The organism is Streptomyces sp. NPDC104831 (assembly GCF_055583025.1).
Map to the genome: position 1 here is coordinate 124547 of NZ_JBVJOT010000003.1, position 19429 is coordinate 143975.

A 19429-nucleotide genomic window follows, 5' to 3' on the forward strand; every position below is an offset into this window, starting at 1 on the left:
GCCCCACTAGGAGTCGAGTCCCTGCCCGAGGGGAAGCAGCGGGCGTAGCAGTTGTGTACGTCCGCGCTCGGCAGGTCCGGGACGGCATCCGCGGCACCGACACGGGACCAATCCGCCGGCCGTGCGGCCTCGGATTACAGGGAACGTTCCGGACCGTCATCCCCAGGGAGAACCGTTGTGAAGGAAGCCGTCTACATCGGCGCCCATCCGTCATCGAAGCCCGACCTGCAGCAGTTGGTGCACGAGGTGGCCCTCGGAGATCGGGAGGCGTTCGCCGCGGTCTACGACACGGTGGCCGGCTCCGTGCTCGGCGTGGTCCGTGCGGTGCTGCGCGACCTGGCGCAGTCGGAGGAGGTGGCTCAGGATGTTCTCGTCGAGGTGTGGCGCACCGCCCCGCGCTACCGGCCCGAACGTGGTACGGCACTGAACTGGATCCTGACGCTGGCGCACCGACGCGCGGTGGACCGGGTCCGGTCGGTCGAGGCGGCCGCCGCCCGTGATGCCAAGGCCGCGCTGCTGGACCGGACGCCCGCCTACGATCAGGTCACCGAACAGGTGGAGACCCGGCTGGAGCAGGAGCAGGTACGGCGCTGCCTGCGCACCCTGACCGAGCTGCAACGGCAGGCGGTCACGCTCGCCTACTACCGCGGCCTGACGTACCGGCAGGTCGCCGAGGCCCTCGCGCTGCCGCTGGGCACGGTGAAGACCCGGCTGCGCGACGGCCTCATCCGGCTCCGCGACTGCCTGGGGGTGGCGGCATGACCACGACCGACCTGCACACGCTGACGGGCGCCTACGCGCTGCACGCCCTGCCCGACGACGAGCTTGCCGCCTTCGAAAGCCACCTGGCGGCCTGTTCCTCGTGCGCGCAGGAGGTCGCGGAGTTCACCGCGACGGCCGCCCGGCTGGCGTCGGCCTCGGCGGTGCCGATCCGGCCCGCCTTGCGCGAGCAGGTGCTGCGCCGGGTGACCACCGTGCGGCAGATCGGCCCGGGCACCCCGGCTGTTGAACGGGTCCGGCGTCGGGTGGCACACGGTGGCCGCGTGACCCGCTGGGCGCTGGCCGCCTGCGTGGCCGCCGCCGCGGCCTTCGGCGGTACGGCGGTGTGGCAGTACGAGCGCGCTCGGGAGGCCCGCCATCAGGCGGCGGAGGCCGGGCGGTACGCCGATGAGGTCGCGAGGGTGCTGGCCGCGCCGGACGCGAAGACGCGTTCGGTCCGGCTGGCAGGCGGTACGGGCGCCCTGGTGGTCTCCGGGCGTCGTGACCGGGCCGTGTTCGTGGCTTCGGGCATGGCCGAGCCGCCCCGGGGCAAGGTGTACCAGTTGTGGTTCGCCGACGCCGGGACGATGCGTCCGGCCGGGCTCATGAGCCGTGACCGCGTCGACCAGAGCGTGCTGATGCGGGGCCGGGTGGGCGGGGCCACGGGAGTCGGGATCACCGTGGAGCCGGCCGGTGGCTCGCCGCGGCCGACCAGCACGCCCATCGGCCTGCTGGGAATCCCGTCCTGAACCGGGCACCCCGTCTCGCGGGACGCGTGGCCGTCAGCCGGGCGGTGACGGCGTCACGGGCGGCTCGGGCCACGTCGACGGCTCGGGCCTCGGCGCCGGTGACGATCCGCGCGTCCGTCCTCCACGGCCCGGCGGGACCGGTCTCACCGCCGTCCCAGGTACGCGGCCGCACCGGCAGAGGCCCGCCGGGCGCGTCCTCGGCAAGAGCGGCGAGCCGCCGCGCGGCACTCGATCATCTCCACGCTGACCACCGCGTCATACGTGCCGCCGACCTCGCTGTACCGGATGCATGAGGGCGGTCTTCGCGGCCCGGGATCACACGGCGGACACCACCGGCGTCATGAAGTGGGCGCGGGAGTACGACGTGAACACGGCGCCGTCCGGGAAGGTGCCGGGCATCGGCGCCCGCCGCCGGCAGACGCCGGGCGGCCTGGTGGAAGCGCGGCATTTCGCCCGGCATGCGCAAGCACGGCCCGCGCAGGGTGTCGCGGGGCCGGGCGAAGAGTCCGCGGAGAGCGCGGGCACCGGCGTATTCCGGCCCGCGGCCCGCGCACCGGACCGGCATGCTCACCGCCGACTCCTGCGTGACCAGGTCCCGAGCCGGACGTCGGCCTCGTGGTGTGACGTCGTGTGCGCGAGCCAGCGGGTACGCGGCGGTCGGGCCCGCCACTCCACCGCCGATGGCGGCCGTGGGCGCGGGCCCTCCGCACGGGCCGCCCGTCCGTCCGGCGTCGGGTCGGACGGTTGCCGCATGGTGGTGTCCCCCTCCCCGGGCGGGCGAACGGCCGGCTCAGAGGGCTGGTACGCAGGCCCTGAGGTCTGCGGACCAGCCCTTTTTTGAGGGGGCACCCGCCAGGCTCTGCCGGTCGGGCGGCCGGCGGATGCCCGGGGCGGGAGGACGCGCCCCGCCCGATTCGCTCCCGTCAGGACGACCGGTCAGAGCGTGCGTCCTTTGCTCGTGATGGTGTCAGCTCTTGGGCATCAGGACGGTGTCGATGATGTAGACGTTCGCGTTGGCCGTCTTGACGTTGCCGCAGACGACCTTGGCGGAGTCGTTGACGGTGTAGGACTCGCCCGAGCCGGAGGCCGTGACCTTCGACTTCTCCAAGGTGTCGAAGGAGCCGTTCCGGAGGTCGGTCGGGGTGAGCTTCTTGCCGACGACGTGGTAGGTGAGGATCTTCGTCAGCTGGGCCTTGTCGTTCAGGACCTTGTCCAGGGTGGCCTTCGGGATCTTCTTGAAGGCATCGTCGGTCGGGGCGAACACGGTGATGTCCTGAGCGTTGTTGAGGGTGTCGACCAGACCGGCCTTCTTCACCGCCGTCACCAGGGTGGACAGGGCCGGGTTGTTCGAGGCGGCGGTGGCGACCGGGTCCTTGGCCATGCCGTCGAAGGAGCCGGCGCCGTTCTCCGGCACCGCGGAACAGGCCGGACCGAACGGCTGGTCCACGCTGCTCGCGGAAGCCGTCGAGCCGCTCATGTCGTCGCTGCCCTCGGTGGCCGGAGCCGACGCCTTGCCGGAGGAGTCGGCCTTGCCCGAGTCACCGCTGTCGTTGGAACAGGCGGTCAGGGCCAGCGGAAGCACGACGGCCGCGGCGAGGAGACCGGCACTGCGGCGGATACGGGTGTTCATCATGTTCTCCTGTCGGATCACGCGGCGCTGTGCCGCGTCTCGGGGGTGATGCGCGAAGGTGGTTCGGGAAGGGCGTGGAGCCCTTGGGGGGAAGGGGTGGTCACTCGACGCTCACGACGACGGAGTGCCATCCGCCGGCGCCGTCGGGGACGGTGCGGGTACGTGTGCCGGTCTGCATCGCGCCGGTGCGGTCGGTGGCGCGGACGGTGAGGGTGTGGCCGCCTTCGGTGGCCAGCCAGGGAAACGACCACTGGCGCCATGTGTCGCGGGTGTCCTCGTCGGCCAAGCGGGCTTCCTGCCAGGGGCCGTCGTCGACGCGGACCTCGACCTTGTCGATGCCCCGGTGCTGGGCCCAGGCGACCCCGGCGACCATGACCGTGCCCGCCGTGGGCCGGGCGAAGGGCTTGGGGGTGTCGATCCGCGAGGAGGTCTTGACCGGGGCTTCGCGGGCCCAGCCGCGCCTGACCCAGTACGGATCGTAGGAATCGAACGTGGTGAGTTCGATGTCTTCGATCCACTTGCACGCCGAGACGAACCCGTACAGGCCAGGGACGATCATCCGGACCGGGAAGCCATGTTCGAAAGGCAGCGGCTCCCCGTTCATGCCCAGGGCGAGCATCGCGTCGCGGCCGTCCATGAGGTCCTCGACCGGGCTGCCGATCGTCATGCCGTCCACCGACCGGGACACCAGCTGGTCCGCCGCACCTCCCCGGGACGGCGGCCGGACCCCGGACTCGGCGAGCAGATCGGCCAGCCGTACGCCGATCCACCGGGCATTGCCCGCGTAAGGCCCGCCGACCTCATTGGAGACACAGGTCAGGGTGATGTCCCGCTCGATCAGCTCTCTGCGCAGCAGGTCGTCGAAGGAGTAGGTGCGGGAACGGCGTACGCCCTTGCCGTGGATCCGCAGCCGCCAGGTGGTGGCGTCCACCTTGGGCACCACGAGCGCGGTGTCCACCCGGTAGAAATCGTCGTTCGGGGTGACGAAGGGGCTGATCCCTGGGACGCGCAACCCGGCGCTCTCGGGTACCGGACGCGCCGGTGACCCGGGAGAAGGCAGCACGAGCTTCCCGCGGGAGGCGATCGCGTCCTGGCCGCGCGAGGCGTTCAAGGACCGGCCGAGCGCGCCCACCGCGGCAGAGGCCGCTGCCGTGGACGCGGCCGCGAGGACGAATCCCCGCCGGTCCCACCCCGCGGAGGCGGGCAGTCCGGCACCCGCCCGTCCGGTCACAGCCCCGGGGACCGGCGATCCCGACCGCCTCACCGTGGTCAGGCGGTCCACCAGCACGTACAGGAGCAGCGCTCCGGCAACGGCCCCTACCATGGAGGGGAGTGCGTCGGTGAGGCTGGTGGAGTCGGGCCGGCTGACGGCGGCCGCCGCCCCGACGGCTCCGAAGAGAAGGACACCGCCGGCTCCGGCCCGCCGGAACCGGACCGCCAGCGCGCCCAGCACCAGGGCCATTACGGTCAGCACGGCGAGGATGCCGAGTTGCAGCACGAGCTTGTCGTCGGTGCCGAAGTGGCGGATCGCCCAGTCCTTGACCGGGGTGGGCGTCGCGTCGACGGACGCGCCGCCCACCGCGATGACCGGACCGGACTGCGGACGCACCTGAGCCGCGACCAGTTCGGCCACCGCCAGCGCGGCGAAGCCGGCCAGCGCCCCGCTCAGCGCACCCAACGCCACACGTGACCAGGCCGGCCGTGCTCGCTGATCCCTCTCTTCGTTCCTCACGGGGGGAATCCGGTTCCGCCCGCCGGGCGGATTGGTCCCAGACCTGATCGGGTGAGAAAAGATCCGGGACCAATCCGCCGTGCGGTCCGCTACGGATACGTCAGACGCCGTTGCGGTGCGGGTCGCCCCGGCTGCAGGGTCCTGGTCACGCGTGTGTCCGGTGCCCCCCGCGGGGAGCACCGGACACGCCGTTCGGGCCCGTGCCGGTCAGCGGCCGAGGAACTCGATCAGGTCCTGGTTGAAGCGCTCCTTGTCGCCGGGCACCATGGCGATGCCGTGGGAGCCGCCCTCGTACACCTTGAGTTCGGCGTCGGCGATGATCTCGGCGGACTTGCGGCCAGTGGCGTCGATGGGGACGACCTGGTCGTCGTCGCCGTGGACGACGAGGGTGGGGATGTCGAACTTCTTGAGGTCGTCGGTGAAGTTCGTGTAGGCGAAGGCGTCCACGCAGCGTACGCCGCCCTCGATGGTCTGGGCCATGGCCATGTACCAGAAGGCGTCCTTGTTGCCCTGTGTGACCTTGTTGCCGGGCCGGTTGGCGGAGAAGAAGCCCTCCGCGGTGTCCTTCCAGAACTGCGAGCGTTCGTTGAGGATGCCGTTCTTGATCTGCTCGAACACCTCGTCCGGGACGCCTTCGGGGTTGTCGTCGGACTTCACCATGATGGGCGGGACCGCCGACAGCAGTACCGCCGAGCGCAGGCGCCCGGTGCCGTGACGGCCGATGTAACGGGCGAGTTCGCCGCCACCCATGGAGTGCGCGACCAGCGTCACGTCGGTCAGGTCGAGGTGGTTGATCAGGTCGTCGAGGTCGTCGGCGAAGGTGTCGAAGTCGTAGCCGTCCCAGACGGGCGTGGAGCGGCCGTGGCCGCGGCGGTCGTGGGCGATGCCGCGGAATCCGGCGTCGGCGACGGCCTTGAGCTGGTCCTGCCAGGCGTCGCCGTTGAGCGGCCAGCCGTGGATGAACACGACCGGGCGGCCCTGGCCCCAGTCCTTGTAGAAGATGTCGGTTCCGTCGCGGGTGGTGCACACCGGCATGGTCGGGTCCTCTCGGTGACGGGTTCTCGGGGTGCCTCCGGCGAGGTGCGGGCCGGGAGGCGGTGGGGGACGGTTCAGGCGAAGGTGTCGGCGATGCGGCTGCCGGTCGTCGCGTCGATGTTCTTCCACCGGTGCTGGAGGGCTTGCTCGCGTACGGCGGTGGAGACGCCGCCTGCGCAGACGGCGGGTGACGGTGCCGACGAGCCGGTCGGGCCGGGCGTCGTCCATGACCTCGCGGACCAGGCGGCCGGGCTGGGAGAAGTCGTCGTCGCCCGCGTGCGGGGCGTAGGCGGCGCGTACCCTTTCCGCCGTCTCGACCCGCCGGCCGGCCGGGTGCCGCTCCTGGAAGCGGGTGGAGTGCCGGAACCGGTGGTGGACACGGGGTCGGCCATGACGGACTCCTCCACGGTGACAGGGAACTCCGCGCGAACGACAGTGGCGGCAACAGGGGACGGCGGAGTCTTGGGCCGGCCGGGGCACGTACCGTCGGCGGGCGAGGACACACACACGACTGCGTCCACGACGACGGTGCCGCTCCTCGTCCTCTCCCCACTATCCGGGCTCGGCCGTGAGGCGGCAATCCGGGCGTTCCACACGTGCCGCCCGGTGTTCCGGGCACGGGCAGGGCCATCCCCTCAACGGCGACATCCTGCGGGCGCGGATCGATGAAAAGCGGGAGCAACAGCAGGAACCGGCTCGGGCGGACTGAAACCGGTTCACCCCGGCTGTCACCCCGACAGCGGGCCCCGATCACCCGAACGGCACGGTTGCCGGGCAGCGGAGGAAGCCGCCCGCAACGGTATGCGAAGGGGGGAAAATTCACCCAAAAGGAGAAGTTGATGCGTGCAACCGACGGACACGCCCGCCGCAGGACCCTGTCCGCAGTGGCGGCGACCGTGGCCGCAGGCGCGGTCCTGACCGGCTACTGCGCCGCGCCCGGCACCGCGTCCGCCCTTCCGGCATCACTCATCACCGGCGGCGGCACGAGCGACGGCGACACGTCCAACGGCAACGTTCCCTGCGGGATGCCCTCCGTCTCGCTCGACCGCACCACCCAGTCCTTCCTCAACCAGCTCGCCCACCAGGGCGGCAAGCCGCTGTTCGAGCAGACGCCCCAGCAGGCCCGCAAGGTCCTCGACAAGCTCCAGGCCGGCCCCGTGCCCGAACTCCCCGCCGACATCACCGAGAAGACCGTCGACGGCGGACCCACCGGACGGGTGTCCCTGCGCATCGTCCGTCCCGCCGGAGTCAAGGGGACCCTCCCCGGCCTCGTCTACATCCACGGTGGCGGCTGGGTCCTCGGCAACGCGAAGACCCACGACCGCCTGGTGCGCCAGCTCGCGAACGGGGCCCGCGCGGCGGTCGTCTTCGTCAACTACACGCCCTCCCCCGAAGCCCGCTTCCCCGTCGCCATCGAGCAGGCGTACGCCGCCTCCACGTGGGTGGCCCGGCACGGCAAGGAGATCGGCATCGACGGCAAGCGCCTCGCCGTCGCCGGCGACTCCGTCGGCGGCGACATGACGGCGGCCGTCACCATGATGGCCAAGCAGCGCGGCGGAGTGACCTTCCGCCAGCAGGTCCTGCTGTACCCCGTCACGGAGGCCGACTTCGACACCGCCTCCTACAAGCGGTTCCAGGAGAACTGCTGGCTCACCCGCGCCAACATGAAATGGTTCTGGGACAAGTACGCCCCCAACGCCGCCGACCGCGACAACCCGCTGGCCTCGCCCGACAAGGCCACCACCGCGCAGCTGCGCGGCCTGCCCCCCGCGGTCGTCGTCACCGACTCCGACGTCCTGCTCGACGGGGCCAAGACCTACATCGGCAAGCTGCGCGCCGCGGGTGTCAACGTCCAGCACCACCACTACCCGCACACGGTGCACGACTTCATGATGCTCAACGCCCTGCGCGACACACCGTCCGCCAAGGACGCCGTCGCTAAGACGACCGCCGCCCTCCGTCAGGCGCTGAACGGCTGACGCAGGCTCCCGTGCCCGGCCGGAGGCGTGATCGTGCCGCCGGCCGGGCACGGCCCGCACACGGGCCACCGGACCGGCCGCTCCTGGCGGCTCGGCACCCGACGCCCGGTGCCGGATCCCGGTGCGCCTGGAGTGGCTGCCGGGCCCACCGGTACCCCGCATGTTTCCCCGTCTCCGCGCCGTGTCCGCCGCGAAGTCGTCCGGCGTGGACCGAGCAGGAGGAGCAACACGATGACAGGCTTCTCACCGGGCTTCCAGGGTCGGACCCACGCCTTCGAAGGACGTCTTCCGCCGGGCCAGTATCCGACGGAGTCCTTTCCCGTGCTGTCCGCCGGGCCGACCCCGCACCTGGATACCGCGCAGTGGTCCTTCACCGTCACCGACGAGAGCGGCCGACAGCGTTCCTGGACGTGGGACGAGATGACGAACCTGCCGCAACAGGAACCCACGGTGGACATCCACTGCGTCACGCGCTGGTCGAAGTTCGCCACCAGGTGGCGCGGCGTCTCCCTCGACGTCCTGCTGGACGGCATCGACACGGCAGCCGGCTTCGTCGTCGCCGAGTCCTACGACGGATACACCGCGAACCTCCCCCTGGCGGACGTGACCGGCGGCAAGGCGTGGCTGGTCCACTCCTACGACGGCTACGCCCTCTCACCCGAGCACGGTGGACCGGCCCGCCTGCTGATCCCGCACCTGTACTTCTGGAAGTCGGCCAAATGGGTCAAGGGCCTGCGTCTGACGCTCCAGGACGAACCGGGCTTCTGGGAGTCCGTCGGCTACCACAACTACGGAGACCCTTGGCGCGAGCAGCACACCTGGAGGGACTGATGAGCACGCCGGACGCGCCGGGCCGCCCGGTCACGCCCGCGCGGCCGGGGCGATGGTTTCCGGCCCGGCTCGTGGAGCGGGAGGAGCAGACGGAGACCGGACGCACCCTCCGGTTCGACGTGCCCCGGTGGCCTGGGCACCTGCCGGGGCAGCACGTCGACGTCCGGCTCACCGCCGATGACGGCTACCAGGCGGTGCGCAGCTACTCCCTGGCCCGCCCCGCCGACGGCGACGTGGTCGAACTGGGCGTCCAGGCGGTGCCTGGCGGTGAGGTGTCGCCGTACCTGGTCGGTGACCTGCCGGTGGGCGCGCGGGTCGAGATGAAGGGCCCGCTGGGCGGGTGGTTCGTGTGGGACGGCGCAGTCGACTCCGCGCTGCTGCTCGTCGCCGGCGGCTGCGGGGTGGTGCCGCTCATGGCCATGCTGCGGGCCCGCCGCGCGAACGCCGCCGAGACACCCTGCGCCCTCCTCTACTCCGTACGCGGCCCCGACGAGGTCTGGTACGCCGACGAACTCGGCACACCGCGGCCCCACGAGTCCATACGCGTGCTCTACACCCGCCGGGCGCCCGGTGGAGCGAGCCGCCCGGCCGGCCGCGTCACCCTGGACGACCTGGAGGGCCTGCCACCGCCGGGCGCCCGCTGCTACGTCTGCGGTCCGACCGGCTTCGTCGAACACGCCGGCGACCTCCTGCGGGCCGCCGGACATTCCGCCGACCGGATCAGGACGGAACGCTTCGGCTGAACCGCCCGCCCCCTACGCACCGGGAGAAACCCGTGAACCAGCACTTCGCCCGCCACCTCGACGGAAACGCACTGGCCGGGCCGCTCGCCGACGTATTCACCGTCGATCCCACCACGGCCTGGCGCCTGTGCCCCACCTGCCGCGTGCCGGCAACCCTCGGGCAACTGCACGTGTACGGCCCAGGCCCCGGCCTCACCGGACGCTGCCCCGGCTGCGCCGACATCGCTGTCCGGGTCGTCACCCAGCCCGGCTTCCTCTGGCTCCAATTGGGCAACGGAGGCGGGGCGTTCCGCCTCAGCGTGCCGACGGCCACGCCGTGACCCGGAACCCGGTGACGCCGCGGACCCCGATCGGTCGCGGAGCGCGTCACCTTTTGAAGGGCCGGCCGGCGGGCGGGAGCGGTCCCTCCCCGTCACGGGCCGGACCGCCCCGCGAAGACCGGACGATGCTGTTCCCACGGCTGTTCCCGCACCCGCACCACTGCGGGATGACCGGGACACGTATGACGCTCCTGGTGGCATCGGGCGGCGCGGCCGGAGCGGCGGCGCGTGCGGGAGCAGACCTGACGGGCCCCGCGACCGGAACGGGATTCCCGTGGACGACGTGGGCCGTCAACCTGGCCGGCTGCGCGCTCATGGGCGTACTGATGACCCTTCTGAACCACAAGCCCGGCCGCCGCCCGATGTGGGCCGGCCCGGTGCTGGGCAGTGGATTCCTCGGTGGCTTCACCACCTTCTCGGCCTTCTCCGCCGACGTCCAGCGCCTGCTCACCGACGGCCACGCGCCCACTGCGGTCGTCTACGCCGCCGCCACCGTCGCGGGGGCACTGGCCTCCACAACGGCGGGCGCGGCACTGACGTCGGGCCTGCTGGACCGGGATGCCCGGGGTGACCGGTGAATGCCGCGGACTGGGCCTGGCTCGCGCTCGGCGCGGCCATCGCCTCACCGGTCCGCTACTGGGCCGGCGCCGCCGCCAAGTCGACGCGTCGGCGTCCCTTCCCGGCCGGCACCTTCGCCGTGAACTGCGCCGCGTGCCTGCTGCTGGGAATCGCACTGGAGATGCGGGTCCCGCGGGCCTGGGTACAGTCGCTCGTCGCGGTCGGCGTCTGCGGCGCCCTGTCCACATGGTCCACGCTGGCCTGGGAGACGGTCGATCTGCTGCGCACCGACCGACTCCGCACGGGCGCGCTGTATCTCGCGGCGAGTCTGCTCGCGGGCGTCACGCTGGCCTGGGCCGGCACCATGGCCGGACGTTGGATCTGGTGAGACCACCCAGAGGTGCCCCGTCCTCCCGCATGCGGCAAGCCCCCGGAACACGGGTCCGGCGTGAGCACTTCGCGAGGGCGCCCGTGCCCCGACGGGTGAATCCTTCCTCGCGCACCCGGGCGCGGCCCTAGCTCCCCTGCCCTGCGAGCGTGTCCAGGACGTTCGCAACCGGGGTGGGGTCCAGAGGGCCGACGTGTGACGCCTCGGGGAAGTCGTGCACGCGGAAGCTGTTGCCGGGTGTGGACGCGTCGGCTTCCGCGATCATTCTGTCCTGGAGCGCGGTGGCGATCGTACGGTCCCTGCCGAAACGCAGGTAGGTGCGGGGAATGCGTCCCCAGCTCGCGGCCCGGCCGACCGCTCGGCCCGCATAGGCGGCGACGGGCTCGTCGGTCTGCATGCCGGCCAGTATCCGGCGGAACTCGGCGTCGGGGTAGTCCGCGCAGATCATCTCCTTCAGGAGGGCCAGCTCACCGCTGACACCCGTACGGAAGTTCAGCCGCAACACCCCGAGCCGGTCCGGGTCACCCACCGTCAGCTCCACCGGGCTGACGGCGTTCGCGTTCTCGGGCGCCGCCGTGCAGGCGTCCGCCGTGGGCAGGGCGCGGCTGGGACAGAAGGCCGCCATGTAGCAGATGTGGTGAAGCAGGTGCGGGACGGCGTCGCCGACACGGCTGACCGACACGCCACCCAGGCTGTGCCCGACCAGCACCACGGGGCCGTTCCGCGCGGCCTGCCGCACGATGCCCGTGACGCGCGCCTCGTAGTCGTGCAGCCCGAGCCCCCTCAGCGGGGAGGGCTCGACCGCCATCGCTGTGAGGTCCTGGCTCTGGTACGACTCCGGCACGAAGGCCTCGGCGCCGTGCCGTGGCTGGTCCACCATGACGACGCGGTGGCCGCGCAGCACCAGTTCCCGCGCGATCGGCATCCAGAACGCGCCGGCGCTGTGGGTACCGTGTACCAGCACGTACGTCACGGGCCCGCGACGCGGGGCCGCCGCGGCCGGCGCGGTGCCGAGCCCGGTGGCCAGCGCCATGCCTCCCGCCGCGAGTCCCATCCCCCGCAGTGCCATCCGCCGGGTGGCACCTTTTCGTGCTTCGTTCGTGTCATCCATCATGAAGACAACGCTATGAAGGGCCCGTTCGGCCCACCAGCGGTCCAGCACCCCCACAGGGGTGTACCCAGAACCACCCTGCCGCGCGGCTCCCAGGGTCCGATCCGCGCGCCGTGAGTGGCCGGACCGCCCGGATCGCACCTGCTCTTGGTAAGGGGGCGGCCGCGGGTGGTGCAGGTGCCGGTCCAGCACCTCGGCTGGACAGCGCTCCTCGGCGTCGAGAGCTGCCACGGAGAAGGGGCCTCCGCGAACACCTCCCGGTGAGCGGCCTCGCGTTCCTCCTGGCGTCGGCGGGTCTGCGCGCATCCAGGCCCCTCACACGGCTGGTCTCCGGATGGGCGGGACGGCGGCCAACGAGCCGAGGAGAGTGAGGGCGTCGTTGCTGGGAGAGGCCGGCTCGGCGTGGTAGACGACGAGTTCCTGGCCCGGAGCCGAGCGGATGTCGAAGGTCTGCATGGTCAGCGTGAGCGGGCCGACGTCGCGGTGGGCGAAGCGCTTGACCTCCAGAGCCTTGCCGCGGGCGTCGTGACGGGACCACAGGTCGGCGAATTCCGGGCTCGAGTCGAGGAGTTCGGTCAGCACCCGGCGGACGCGAGGGTCGTCCGGTGCCGCGCCGTGGCCGAGGCGGAAGCCGGCGACGGAGTTGCGGGCGACCTCGTGCCAGTCTCGGTAGAAGGTGCGGGCAGCCGGGTCGGTGAAGACCACGTGCATCAGGTTGCGGGAGTGCGTCCAGTCGTGGAAGAGCGCGTCGGCGATGACGTTGGAGGCGAGGACGTCGTACGCCCGGTTGTAGACGATCGCCGGGTTGTGGGGCCAGGCGTCCATCAGCGCCAGCAGGCTGGGCTCCACGCGGTCCGGCACCGCGGCTGCCACGGCGCGCGGGCCGGCACCGGCGAGGCGGAACAGGTGCTGCCGGGCGTCCTCGCCCAACCGCAGCGCGGAGGCCAGCGCGTCGAGGACCTGCGCCGAGGGGGTACGTTCCCGGCCCTGCTCCAGGCGGATGTAGTAGTCGGCACTGATACCCGCGAGGAGGGCTACCTCCTCGCGCCGCAGCCCGGGCACCCGCCGGTATCCGGTGACCGGGAGGTTCACATCGGCCGGGGCGACCTGGGCGCGGCGGGCGCCGAGGTAGGCACCGAGTTCGGAGCGTGCTGCCATGCGCCCCATCGTAAGTCCGTGGCCGGCCGTCTTCCTGGGTGCGCTGCACCCAGGAGAATCCCGCCTCTGCCGCGGCCGCGGCGGACCGGCCAGGCTCGGGGCCATGAACACACCACTTCCTCAATCCGCCGGGCAGGCCGGCGACAAGGTCGTCCTCGTCACCGGCGCCAGCAGCGGCATCGGCGCGGCCGTCGCCGAACGGCTGGCGGCGGAGGGCCACCACGTGATGGCCGGCGCGCGGCGCACCGACCGGTTGCGCGCGCTCGCCGACCGCGCCTCGGCCTTGCCCGGGAGCGTGCAGCCGGTCCGTCTGGACGTGACGGACCGCGACGACGTCGCTGCGTTCGTCGCCGCAGCCCGCGAACGCCACGGCCGCGTCGACGCCCTCGTCGCCAATGCCGGCGTCATGCCCCTCTCCCGCCTTGACTCCCTGCTCGCCGACGAGTGGGACCGGATGATCGACGTCAACATCCGCGGCCTGCTGCACGGCATCGCCGCTGCGCTGCCGCTCTTCACCGCGCAGCGCGCGGGCCACTTCGTGACCATCGCCAGCATCGGCGCCCACGAGGTCGTGCCCACGGCAGCCGTGTACTGCGCCACGAAGTACGCGGCCTGGGCCATCACCGAGGGACTGCGCCTGGAGTCCGACCCGGCGATCCGGGTCACCACCATCTCTCCCGGAGTGGTCGCATCCGAACTGGCCGACACCATCACCGATCCCGGAGCCGCCGAGGCGATGCGCGCCTACCGCGCCCACGCCATCGGCCCCGAGGCCATCGCCGGCGCCGTCTCGTACGCCCTCGCCCAACCCCCGGACGTCGACGTCAACGAGATCGTCGTCCGTCCCACCCGCCAGCGCTGAACTCCACCGGAGGCATCCTCGTGACCGCGCCCCTGCCCACCCCCTGGGACCTCACCGGCCGCGTCGCCGTCGTCACCGGCGCCGCCCGCGGCATCGGCCACGCCACCGCCACCCTGCTGCGCACCCGCGGCGCCCGCCTGGTCGTCACCGACCGCTCCGCAGCAGTCCAAGACCTGGCCGCGAAGGACCCCGACAACATCGCCGCCCTCGTCGGCGATGTCGCGGACGAGGACCACGCCCGCGCCGCCGTGGCCCTGGCCACCGACCGCTTCGGCTCCCTCGACATCCTGGTCAACAACGCCGGCCGCACCCTCAACAAACCCATCACCGAGACCACCGCCGACGACTTCGACGCCATCCTGCGCGTCAACGCCCGCGGCAACTTCCTCCAGGCACGGGAGGCCTTCCGTGCCATGGAGGCGGCCGGCCGCGGCGGAGCCATCGTCTCCGTCGCCTCGGTCTCGTCCGTCGTCGCCTTCGCCACGCAGACCGCCTACGCCGCCTCCAAGGGCGCCCTGGCCCAGATCACCCGGGTCCTGGCGATCGAGGGCGGCCCGCTGGGCATCCGCTCCAACGCCGTCCTCCCCGGTGTCATCGACACCGACATCATGGAAGGCGTCGTCGACAACGGCCGCGAGATGCTCGCCTCCTTCGGCCCGGCTCACCCCCTCGGACGTATCGGCCGCCCGGAAGAGGTCGCGGAATCCATCGCCTTCCTCGCGTCCGATGCGGCCTCCTTCATCACCGGTGCCCTCCTGACCGCCGACGGCGGTTGGACCGCCCAGTGACTCATCGCCCCGGGGCCACCTCGCCGCCGACGTGTCCCGGGGCAGCCGGCGTGGGTGAACAGCGGATGCCCGGGCGGTGCCGCGCCCGCTCGAAAGTCATACCCACGACCGTGCCGCACGGCCGCGGTGCGACGGATCAGGGATCGCCCCCGACAGCACCCTGATCGGTCCCTGATGCCGGGCGGCTTCGGCGGCTTCCCCGCGGGCGACGCCGTAGGCGTGACAGATGCCCCCACACCGACACACCCCCCGGCGTTCCAGGCCGTCCGGCGCGTGGTGGTCTCCCTCCCCCAGCGCTGATCGGCCGACCGGCCTCCTCCAGCACGGCGACCGGGCCGGCGGGTGATTCCACCGCCACAGGGCTTCGCGTAGCCGACGTGCTCGATCGCACCGCGGCCTCGGTGGCGGCCATGCCGCCGGCGCGCCGGCGGACCGGCGGCGGCCGATGGTGGCGCGCCGCATCGGTGACACCCACTGTGCTCCGCTCGGCTGAAGCCGCTGTCCGGGGGAAGCCGGTGGGATCACCTAGGGTGCTTCGGCTCACGTACGGAGTGCCGGCTGTTGGGGATCACCGGGGTGTGAACCGACCCGGTCGGTGACCCGTCACAGGGCTCCGGCGTCCCTGGCCGTCCAGACGCTCGGATAGATCGGCCGGAAGCCGAGTTCCCGGCGGATGCGCTGGTTGGACATGATCCCGAACCACGGGTCGGGGTCCGTGAACTCTCGGAGCGCGGCAGGCACCTCGACGCCGTTGAGCCGGTACAGCTCAACCGTCGTGACGGGGGCGTCATCGGCGATGTTGTAGATCCGGCCGGCGATGCCCGGCGCGTACAGCAGACGCATCAGCCCCTGGGCGACGTCCGCGTGATGGGCCATCTGCAGGCGCTGGTGCGGTGCCCAGCGGGCGGCCCACCGCAAGGAGTCGGCAAGGTGCGGGTCGCCGTCGCCGTAGACGAAGGGGAGCCGCCCGATGCGTACGTCCAAACCCTTGAGCGCGAGCAGTTCGCGCTCGGCCTCGGCCTTGGACTCGGGGTAGGCGCCCCACATCTCGCCGCCCGGCCGGCTCTCGTCCTCCTCGGTCAGCGGGCGCCCCCGTCCCACGCCGTACACATTGTTCGTGCTCACCTGCACGAACCTCTCCACCCCGGAGGCCCGCGCGGCGCGGCCCAGGGCCACTGCGGCATCCCGGTTGACGGCCCACGCCTCCTCGTCGGGCACCCCGCGGAAGGAGGCGGCGACGTTCACCACGGCGTCCACGCCGGCGAGTGCCTTGCCGAGTGTCTCCGCGTCGCGCATATCCCCTACGGCGACCTGGGCGCCCAGCTCCGCGAAGCGCTCGCCACGAGCCGCGTCCCGCACCAGGACCCTCACCTGCTCCCCCGGCTGCAGCTGGGTCAGCAGTCGCGGCACGAAGCGGCGTCCGACCTGTCCCGTCGTACCGGTCACCAAAGTCAGCATGATGTGCTCCTCACGCATGTGTCGCCTGTCGTTGAAGACCAGCTTCGGCGGATGCGGGGAGGACCGGCAGAGACCTCTGCATCAGGGGATCGGCAGTCCCTGGATAAGCCGGCCCGGGTCCCGCACCCTGGAGGGGTGAACCGAGTCGAACTCACCGACTTCCTGCGCCGCGCCCGTGCCCGCCTGACCCCTTCCGACGTGGGTCTGCCGGCCGGTACCCGCCGCCGTACACCGGGGCTGCGCCGCGAGGAGGTGGCCCAGCTGGCGGGCATGTCCGTGGACTACTACACGCGGCTGGAACAGTCCCGGGGCCCGCGCCCGTCCCGCCAGATGCTCACCGCGCTGGCCCGCGCCCTCCGCCTGACACAGGACGAACACGACCACCTCTTCCACCTCACCGGTGAGGAGCCTCCGCGCCGCGAGACGACCAGCACGCACGTCCGCCCGGGTCTGCTCCTGGTGCTGGACCGGCTGCACGACACCCCGGCGATCGTGGTGACGGACTGCGGCGAGGTCCTGGCCCAGAACGCACTGTCGCGGGCGCTGAGCGGAGACGCTCTCGCCCGCCCACCCCGGGAACGCAACATGATCCGCCGCTTCTTCCTGGACCCGGCGGCCCAAGAGCTGTTCCCGCCCGAGGACCGCCCGGTGCGCGCCCGCGAGCACGTCGCCGGCCTGCGAGCGGTGGCCTCGGCCCGCCCCACGGACCCCGGACCCACCGACCTCGTCGCCGAACTGCGCGCCGCGAGCGAGGAGTTCGCCCACCTCTGGGACGAGCACGAGGTCGCCGTACGCCGCGCCACCACGAAACGCTTCCGCCACCCGGCGATCGGTATCCTCGAACTCGACTGCGAGGTCCTCGTCAACTCCGACCACAACCAGCAGCTCGTCATCCACACCGCCCGCCCTGGCACGGAGTCGTACGAGCGCTTGCAGTTGCTGCGGGTGGTGGGCTTGCAGGACCTGACGCCGAGGAGTTCCTGACCGCGTGCTGACCTCTCCCGGTCCGTTCCCTGCCCGACGGCCACGCCGAGCCCCCGGACGAGGCGGTCGACAAGGGGATTTCAGCACCCCGCGGTCACGTTCCCGCAGTAGATCCACCCGCGCGTGAACCCGTTGTCCACGTAGTACCACAGGTTCCCGTATTCGTTATAGGCGTTGTGGCTCCACAGCAGTGTGTCCCCGGGGGACGTGCGGTAGTACCAGTCGCAGCTTTCCTTGTAGCACGCTCTGATCGGCCCGCCCAGCGACGTGGTGGTGTACCAGGTTGCCGCCCCCGCCGTCCCGGAGTCCGCGGTGCCTGCCGCAGGCGTCCCGGTGGCAGCCGTCGGCGTGGCGGGTGCCGCCGGGGCGGGAGCGGTGGACATGGCGGTCAGCGCGCCTACGAGGACCGCACTGGTCGTCACAGCGGTGAGCACTGCTCGAAAGGTCATGATCTCTCCTCAAGTGCGCTTGCTGCGTCGGTTGTCGTACAGGGGACGGATCGCACGTTGCCGGTCCGTCCCCTGGGGTGGCGAGCGCCCCTCCGTCAGGTCCGAGCGTCGGCCCGGCACTGTCCGGCGGCGGTGGGAACCGCGTGCGTCGGCCGCCGGGACCGCGCTCGGGGGCCGGCGGCCGAAACGCGTGGAAGGTCTGTCAGCACCGTCGCTGGACAGCCCGGGCTCCGGAGCGGCCGGATGTCACCACTGGCAGTGCACGTGCGTGGAGTGGCCGGCGTCCCCCGGGCCGAGTACGAGCACCGCCCCGTAGGCCTTGCAGGCCTTCATGAACTTCTTGGCCTTGGTGTAGCCCGGCCCGCCGAGGCTGACGTTCGAGCCGTTGACGGTGCCGACGTCGAAAGCCCTGCCCTTGTAGTGCTTCGAGCCGACCGAGTGACTGCCGCCGGCGACCTCGGTGACCCTGAAGGTGAACCGCTTCGAGGTCCTCAGCTTGAGCATCGCGTTCAGCATCGTCTTGTTGAGCGCGACCGACCCGCCGGGCGCGTTCCCGTAGTTGCTGCGCTTGGCCTTCTTGCCCTTGGCGGTGTCCTGGATGTTCTTCTTGGCGGTGGCGCCGTCCTTCACCCTGCTCTCGTGCACGGTGGCCAGGGTGATGCCCCGGGTCTTCAGGATCGACTTCGCGATGTCCGCCTTGCCGGCGGCGTGCGCGGACGTGGCCGGTGCGAGGACGATCAACGAGGTGGCCAAGGCGGCCGAGGCCAGGAACTGTGTGCTCTTCATGGGACGGGATTTCCTTTCACGAACCGTGATCGAACGTAGCCGTGCTGTGTCGTGGCGGGCTCCGGCTCGCACCGGTGTCCGGCCGGGACGGACGGGAACGGTCCTGCGCGGTGGCCCCGCGCCTGACGGGTCGGGCGAGCTGACGGGTCAGGCAGGGCACGCGCTGCGCAGCGCCGCCCAGGTGCGGACGCCGACGATTCCGTCGACCACCACCAGGGGATTGCACTCGGACTGGTACATGGCCTGGAAGCTGCGCACCGCGGAGCGGGTGGCCGAGCCGAAGACGCCGTCCACTCCGCCGGAGGAGAGGTACCCGGCGAAGTACAGGAGGCACTGCGCCTCCTTGACCTTGGCTCCGGTGTCTCCGTAACTGGTCGTAGCCGTGCCGGTGTACCAGTAGCCCTGGTAGGGGCAGTTGCTCGCCGCGGCCACGGTGCCCGAGGCACCGGCGGTTCCTTCGGCGTGGACGGCCTGTACGGCCTGGGCCGGAGCGGACAAAGCGCCCAGCGCCAGCAGAGTGCCCGACGCCGAGACGGCGGCGGCATGACGAAGCCTCATGGTTGCCCCTTGAGCCGGTGGTCGTTGGTGGTGCCCCGTACGCAGACAACGATGCAGAGCCGGGCTTGGGAGAGTCCTGAAGGAACCTTGAACGGCGGGCTTCCCACCGGCCGCCGAGGTCGAAGGGGCCATAGCGATATCGCGCGCGCACCCCAGACCGGCCACCCAGCCCTGCACCGACGAACACCCCACCAAGCGCCACCAAGGAGACGCTCAGCCGCGCCGACCGGAGCGCGGGCAGGGCCGAACCGGACAGGGTGCCTGCGGCCGGGCGAAGGCGTGCGGCAGGGGCAGCAGCGAGTGCCGCCTCCGAAGCAGCCGGAGACGAGCCGGTCGGGCTTGACCAGGAGTTCGCCCCGGGGGTGCGGCGAGTGGGTACCGAAGTAGCCCAGCTCGGGCACGTCCACCAGGTTGTGGCCGGTCACCGACGGGCGCAGCACCCGGCCGTCGAGCGAGATGATCCCTGCCTCGGTCGGCCCGTAGGCGTCGTGCACCCTGGCGTGCAGGCGGCTTTCGGTGCACGCCCTCGTCTCCGCGCTCAGCGGGGCCGA

20 protein-coding genes are annotated in these 19429 nt (G+C 71.9%); 11 read left to right on the forward strand and 9 right to left on the reverse strand.

From position 1 onward, the window contains the following. Positions 1-177: 177 nt before the first annotated feature. Positions 178-762, forward strand: coding sequence for a sigma-70 family RNA polymerase sigma factor (locus tag ACZ63H_RS03165; protein ID WP_469861591.1), 585 nt, complete (start codon positions 178-180; stop codon positions 760-762). Continuing rightward, positions 759-1508: an anti-sigma factor gene (locus tag ACZ63H_RS03170; RefSeq protein WP_469861592.1), complete on the forward strand. Its 750-nt coding sequence runs from the start codon at positions 759-761 to the stop codon at positions 1506-1508. Before ACZ63H_RS03165 ends, ACZ63H_RS03170 begins: the two co-directional genes overlap by 4 nt. Positions 1509-2475: 967 nt before the next feature. On the opposite strand, the gene ACZ63H_RS03175 is transcribed toward ACZ63H_RS03170, so the two are convergent. The 3 genes from ACZ63H_RS03175 to ACZ63H_RS03185 all read right to left on the reverse strand — a co-directional run bounded on the left by ACZ63H_RS03175 (position 2476) and on the right by ACZ63H_RS03185 (position 5905). Further along, entirely contained in the window at positions 2476-3138 is a 663-nt protein-coding gene (locus ACZ63H_RS03175; protein ID WP_469861594.1) for a fasciclin domain-containing protein, read from the reverse strand. A gap of 100 nt (positions 3139-3238) precedes the next feature. Continuing rightward, positions 3239-4870: a molybdopterin-dependent oxidoreductase gene (locus ACZ63H_RS03180; RefSeq protein WP_469861596.1), complete on the reverse strand. Its 1632-nt coding sequence runs from the start codon at positions 4868-4870 to the stop codon at positions 3239-3241. 207 nt (positions 4871-5077) lie between these two features. After that, positions 5078-5905 carry an alpha/beta fold hydrolase gene (locus ACZ63H_RS03185; RefSeq protein WP_469861598.1) on the reverse strand — a complete coding sequence of 276 codons (828 nt, stop codon included), beginning with the start codon at positions 5903-5905 and terminating at the stop codon, positions 5078-5080. An 839-nt stretch (positions 5906-6744) separates the two neighbouring features. Here ACZ63H_RS03185 and ACZ63H_RS03190 point away from each other — a divergent pair. The 6 genes from ACZ63H_RS03190 (at position 6745) to ACZ63H_RS03215 (ending at position 10724) form a co-directional block, all read left to right on the forward strand. Beyond that, on the forward strand, positions 6745-7884 hold the full coding sequence (locus ACZ63H_RS03190) for an alpha/beta hydrolase (protein ID WP_469861600.1): 1140 nt from the start codon (positions 6745-6747) through the stop codon (positions 7882-7884). Positions 7885-8115: 231 nt separating this feature from the next. Continuing rightward, a complete protein-coding gene (locus ACZ63H_RS03195) occupies positions 8116-8715 on the forward strand; it encodes a molybdopterin-dependent oxidoreductase (protein WP_469861602.1) in 600 nt (199 codons plus the stop codon). Then, complete coding sequence (locus ACZ63H_RS03200) at positions 8715-9458, forward strand: ferredoxin reductase (protein WP_469861604.1); 744 nt, start codon at positions 8715-8717, stop codon at positions 9456-9458. Before ACZ63H_RS03195 ends, ACZ63H_RS03200 begins: the two co-directional genes overlap by 1 nt. A gap of 32 nt (positions 9459-9490) precedes the next feature. Next, positions 9491-9778 carry a DUF6510 family protein gene (locus ACZ63H_RS03205; RefSeq protein ID WP_469861606.1) on the forward strand — a complete coding sequence of 96 codons (288 nt, stop codon included), beginning with the start codon at positions 9491-9493 and terminating at the stop codon, positions 9776-9778. 167 nt (positions 9779-9945) lie between these two features. Continuing rightward, positions 9946-10356 carry a fluoride efflux transporter FluC gene (locus ACZ63H_RS03210; RefSeq protein WP_469861607.1) on the forward strand — a complete coding sequence of 137 codons (411 nt, stop codon included), beginning with the start codon at positions 9946-9948 and terminating at the stop codon, positions 10354-10356. Beyond that, positions 10353-10724 (forward strand): fluoride efflux transporter FluC, encoded by a 372-nt coding sequence (locus tag ACZ63H_RS03215; RefSeq protein WP_436960755.1) that lies wholly within the window; start codon positions 10353-10355, stop codon positions 10722-10724. Before ACZ63H_RS03210 ends, ACZ63H_RS03215 begins: the two co-directional genes overlap by 4 nt. A gap of 127 nt (positions 10725-10851) precedes the next feature. Here the strand turns inward: ACZ63H_RS03215 and ACZ63H_RS03220 are convergent, their stop codons facing one another. Both ACZ63H_RS03220 and ACZ63H_RS03225 read right to left on the reverse strand, forming a co-directional pair. Then, positions 10852-11757: an alpha/beta hydrolase gene (locus ACZ63H_RS03220; protein WP_469861808.1), complete on the reverse strand. Its 906-nt coding sequence runs from the start codon at positions 11755-11757 to the stop codon at positions 10852-10854. A gap of 393 nt (positions 11758-12150) precedes the next feature. Then, positions 12151-13002 carry a helix-turn-helix domain-containing protein gene (locus ACZ63H_RS03225; RefSeq protein WP_469861610.1) on the reverse strand — a complete coding sequence of 284 codons (852 nt, stop codon included), beginning with the start codon at positions 13000-13002 and terminating at the stop codon, positions 12151-12153. A 94-nt stretch (positions 13003-13096) separates the two neighbouring features. Between ACZ63H_RS03225 and ACZ63H_RS03230 the strand changes: the two genes are divergently transcribed. Both ACZ63H_RS03230 and ACZ63H_RS03235 read left to right on the forward strand, forming a co-directional pair. Continuing rightward, a complete protein-coding gene (locus ACZ63H_RS03230; protein WP_469861612.1) occupies positions 13097-13855 on the forward strand; it encodes an SDR family oxidoreductase in 759 nt (252 codons plus the stop codon). Between the two features lie 14 nt (positions 13856-13869). After that, positions 13870-14643 (forward strand): SDR family NAD(P)-dependent oxidoreductase, encoded by a 774-nt coding sequence (locus ACZ63H_RS03235; RefSeq protein WP_469861810.1) that lies wholly within the window; start codon positions 13870-13872, stop codon positions 14641-14643. A gap of 603 nt (positions 14644-15246) precedes the next feature. Here ACZ63H_RS03235 and ACZ63H_RS03240 read toward each other — a convergent pair. After that, the gene (locus tag ACZ63H_RS03240; RefSeq protein WP_469861614.1) at positions 15247-16101 is read right to left on the reverse strand and encodes an NAD-dependent epimerase/dehydratase family protein; all 855 of its coding nucleotides are present in this window, start codon (positions 16099-16101) and stop codon (positions 15247-15249) included. 135 nt (positions 16102-16236) lie between these two features. On the opposite strand from ACZ63H_RS03240, the gene ACZ63H_RS03245 reads away from it, so the two are divergent. Next, the gene (locus tag ACZ63H_RS03245; RefSeq protein WP_469861616.1) at positions 16237-17085 is read left to right on the forward strand and encodes a helix-turn-helix transcriptional regulator; all 849 of its coding nucleotides are present in this window, start codon (positions 16237-16239) and stop codon (positions 17083-17085) included. Between the two features lie 80 nt (positions 17086-17165). Here the strand turns inward: ACZ63H_RS03245 and ACZ63H_RS03250 are convergent, their stop codons facing one another. From ACZ63H_RS03250 to ACZ63H_RS03260, 3 genes are all read right to left on the reverse strand, one after another. After that, positions 17166-17534 (reverse strand): hypothetical protein, encoded by a 369-nt coding sequence (locus ACZ63H_RS03250; RefSeq protein ID WP_469861618.1) that lies wholly within the window; start codon positions 17532-17534, stop codon positions 17166-17168. Between the two features lie 246 nt (positions 17535-17780). Beyond that, the gene (locus ACZ63H_RS03255; RefSeq protein WP_469861620.1) at positions 17781-18320 is read right to left on the reverse strand and encodes a hypothetical protein; all 540 of its coding nucleotides are present in this window, start codon (positions 18318-18320) and stop codon (positions 17781-17783) included. Positions 18321-18467: 147 nt separating this feature from the next. Beyond that, entirely contained in the window at positions 18468-18878 is a 411-nt protein-coding gene (locus ACZ63H_RS03260) for a peptidoglycan-binding domain-containing protein (protein WP_469861621.1), read from the reverse strand. Positions 18879-19429 lie beyond the last annotated feature (551 nt).

What these genes read in the sequence shown, in the direction of transcription:
- ACZ63H_RS03185 (WP_469861598.1), bottom strand. Translation starts at nt 5,905, where the DNA reads ATGCCGGTGTGCACCACCCGCGACGGAACCGACATCTTCTACAAGGAC.
- ACZ63H_RS03240 (WP_469861614.1), bottom strand. Translation starts at nt 16,101, where the DNA reads ATGCTGACTTTGGTGACCGGTACGACGGGACAGGTCGGACGCCGCTTC.
- ACZ63H_RS03210 (WP_469861607.1), top strand. Translation starts at nt 9,946, where the DNA reads ATGACCGGGACACGTATGACGCTCCTGGTGGCATCGGGCGGCGCGGCC.
- ACZ63H_RS03190 (WP_469861600.1), top strand. Translation starts at nt 6,745, where the DNA reads ATGCGTGCAACCGACGGACACGCCCGCCGCAGGACCCTGTCCGCAGTG.
- ACZ63H_RS03220 (WP_469861808.1), bottom strand. Translation starts at nt 11,757, where the DNA reads ATGGCGCTGGCCACCGGGCTCGGCACCGCGCCGGCCGCGGCGGCCCCG.
- ACZ63H_RS03260 (WP_469861621.1), bottom strand. Translation starts at nt 18,878, where the DNA reads ATGAGGCTTCGTCATGCCGCCGCCGTCTCGGCGTCGGGCACTCTGCTG.
- ACZ63H_RS03200 (WP_469861604.1), top strand. Translation starts at nt 8,715, where the DNA reads ATGAGCACGCCGGACGCGCCGGGCCGCCCGGTCACGCCCGCGCGGCCG.
- ACZ63H_RS03175 (WP_469861594.1), bottom strand. Translation starts at nt 3,138, where the DNA reads ATGAACACCCGTATCCGCCGCAGTGCCGGTCTCCTCGCCGCGGCCGTC.
- ACZ63H_RS03230 (WP_469861612.1), top strand. Translation starts at nt 13,097, where the DNA reads ATGAACACACCACTTCCTCAATCCGCCGGGCAGGCCGGCGACAAGGTC.
- ACZ63H_RS03250 (WP_469861618.1), bottom strand. Translation starts at nt 17,534, where the DNA reads ATGACCTTTCGAGCAGTGCTCACCGCTGTGACGACCAGTGCGGTCCTC.
- ACZ63H_RS03225 (WP_469861610.1), bottom strand. Translation starts at nt 13,002, where the DNA reads ATGGGGCGCATGGCAGCACGCTCCGAACTCGGTGCCTACCTCGGCGCC.
- ACZ63H_RS03195 (WP_469861602.1), top strand. Translation starts at nt 8,116, where the DNA reads ATGACAGGCTTCTCACCGGGCTTCCAGGGTCGGACCCACGCCTTCGAA.
- ACZ63H_RS03255 (WP_469861620.1), bottom strand. Translation starts at nt 18,320, where the DNA reads ATGAAGAGCACACAGTTCCTGGCCTCGGCCGCCTTGGCCACCTCGTTG.
- ACZ63H_RS03170 (WP_469861592.1), top strand. Translation starts at nt 759, where the DNA reads ATGACCACGACCGACCTGCACACGCTGACGGGCGCCTACGCGCTGCAC.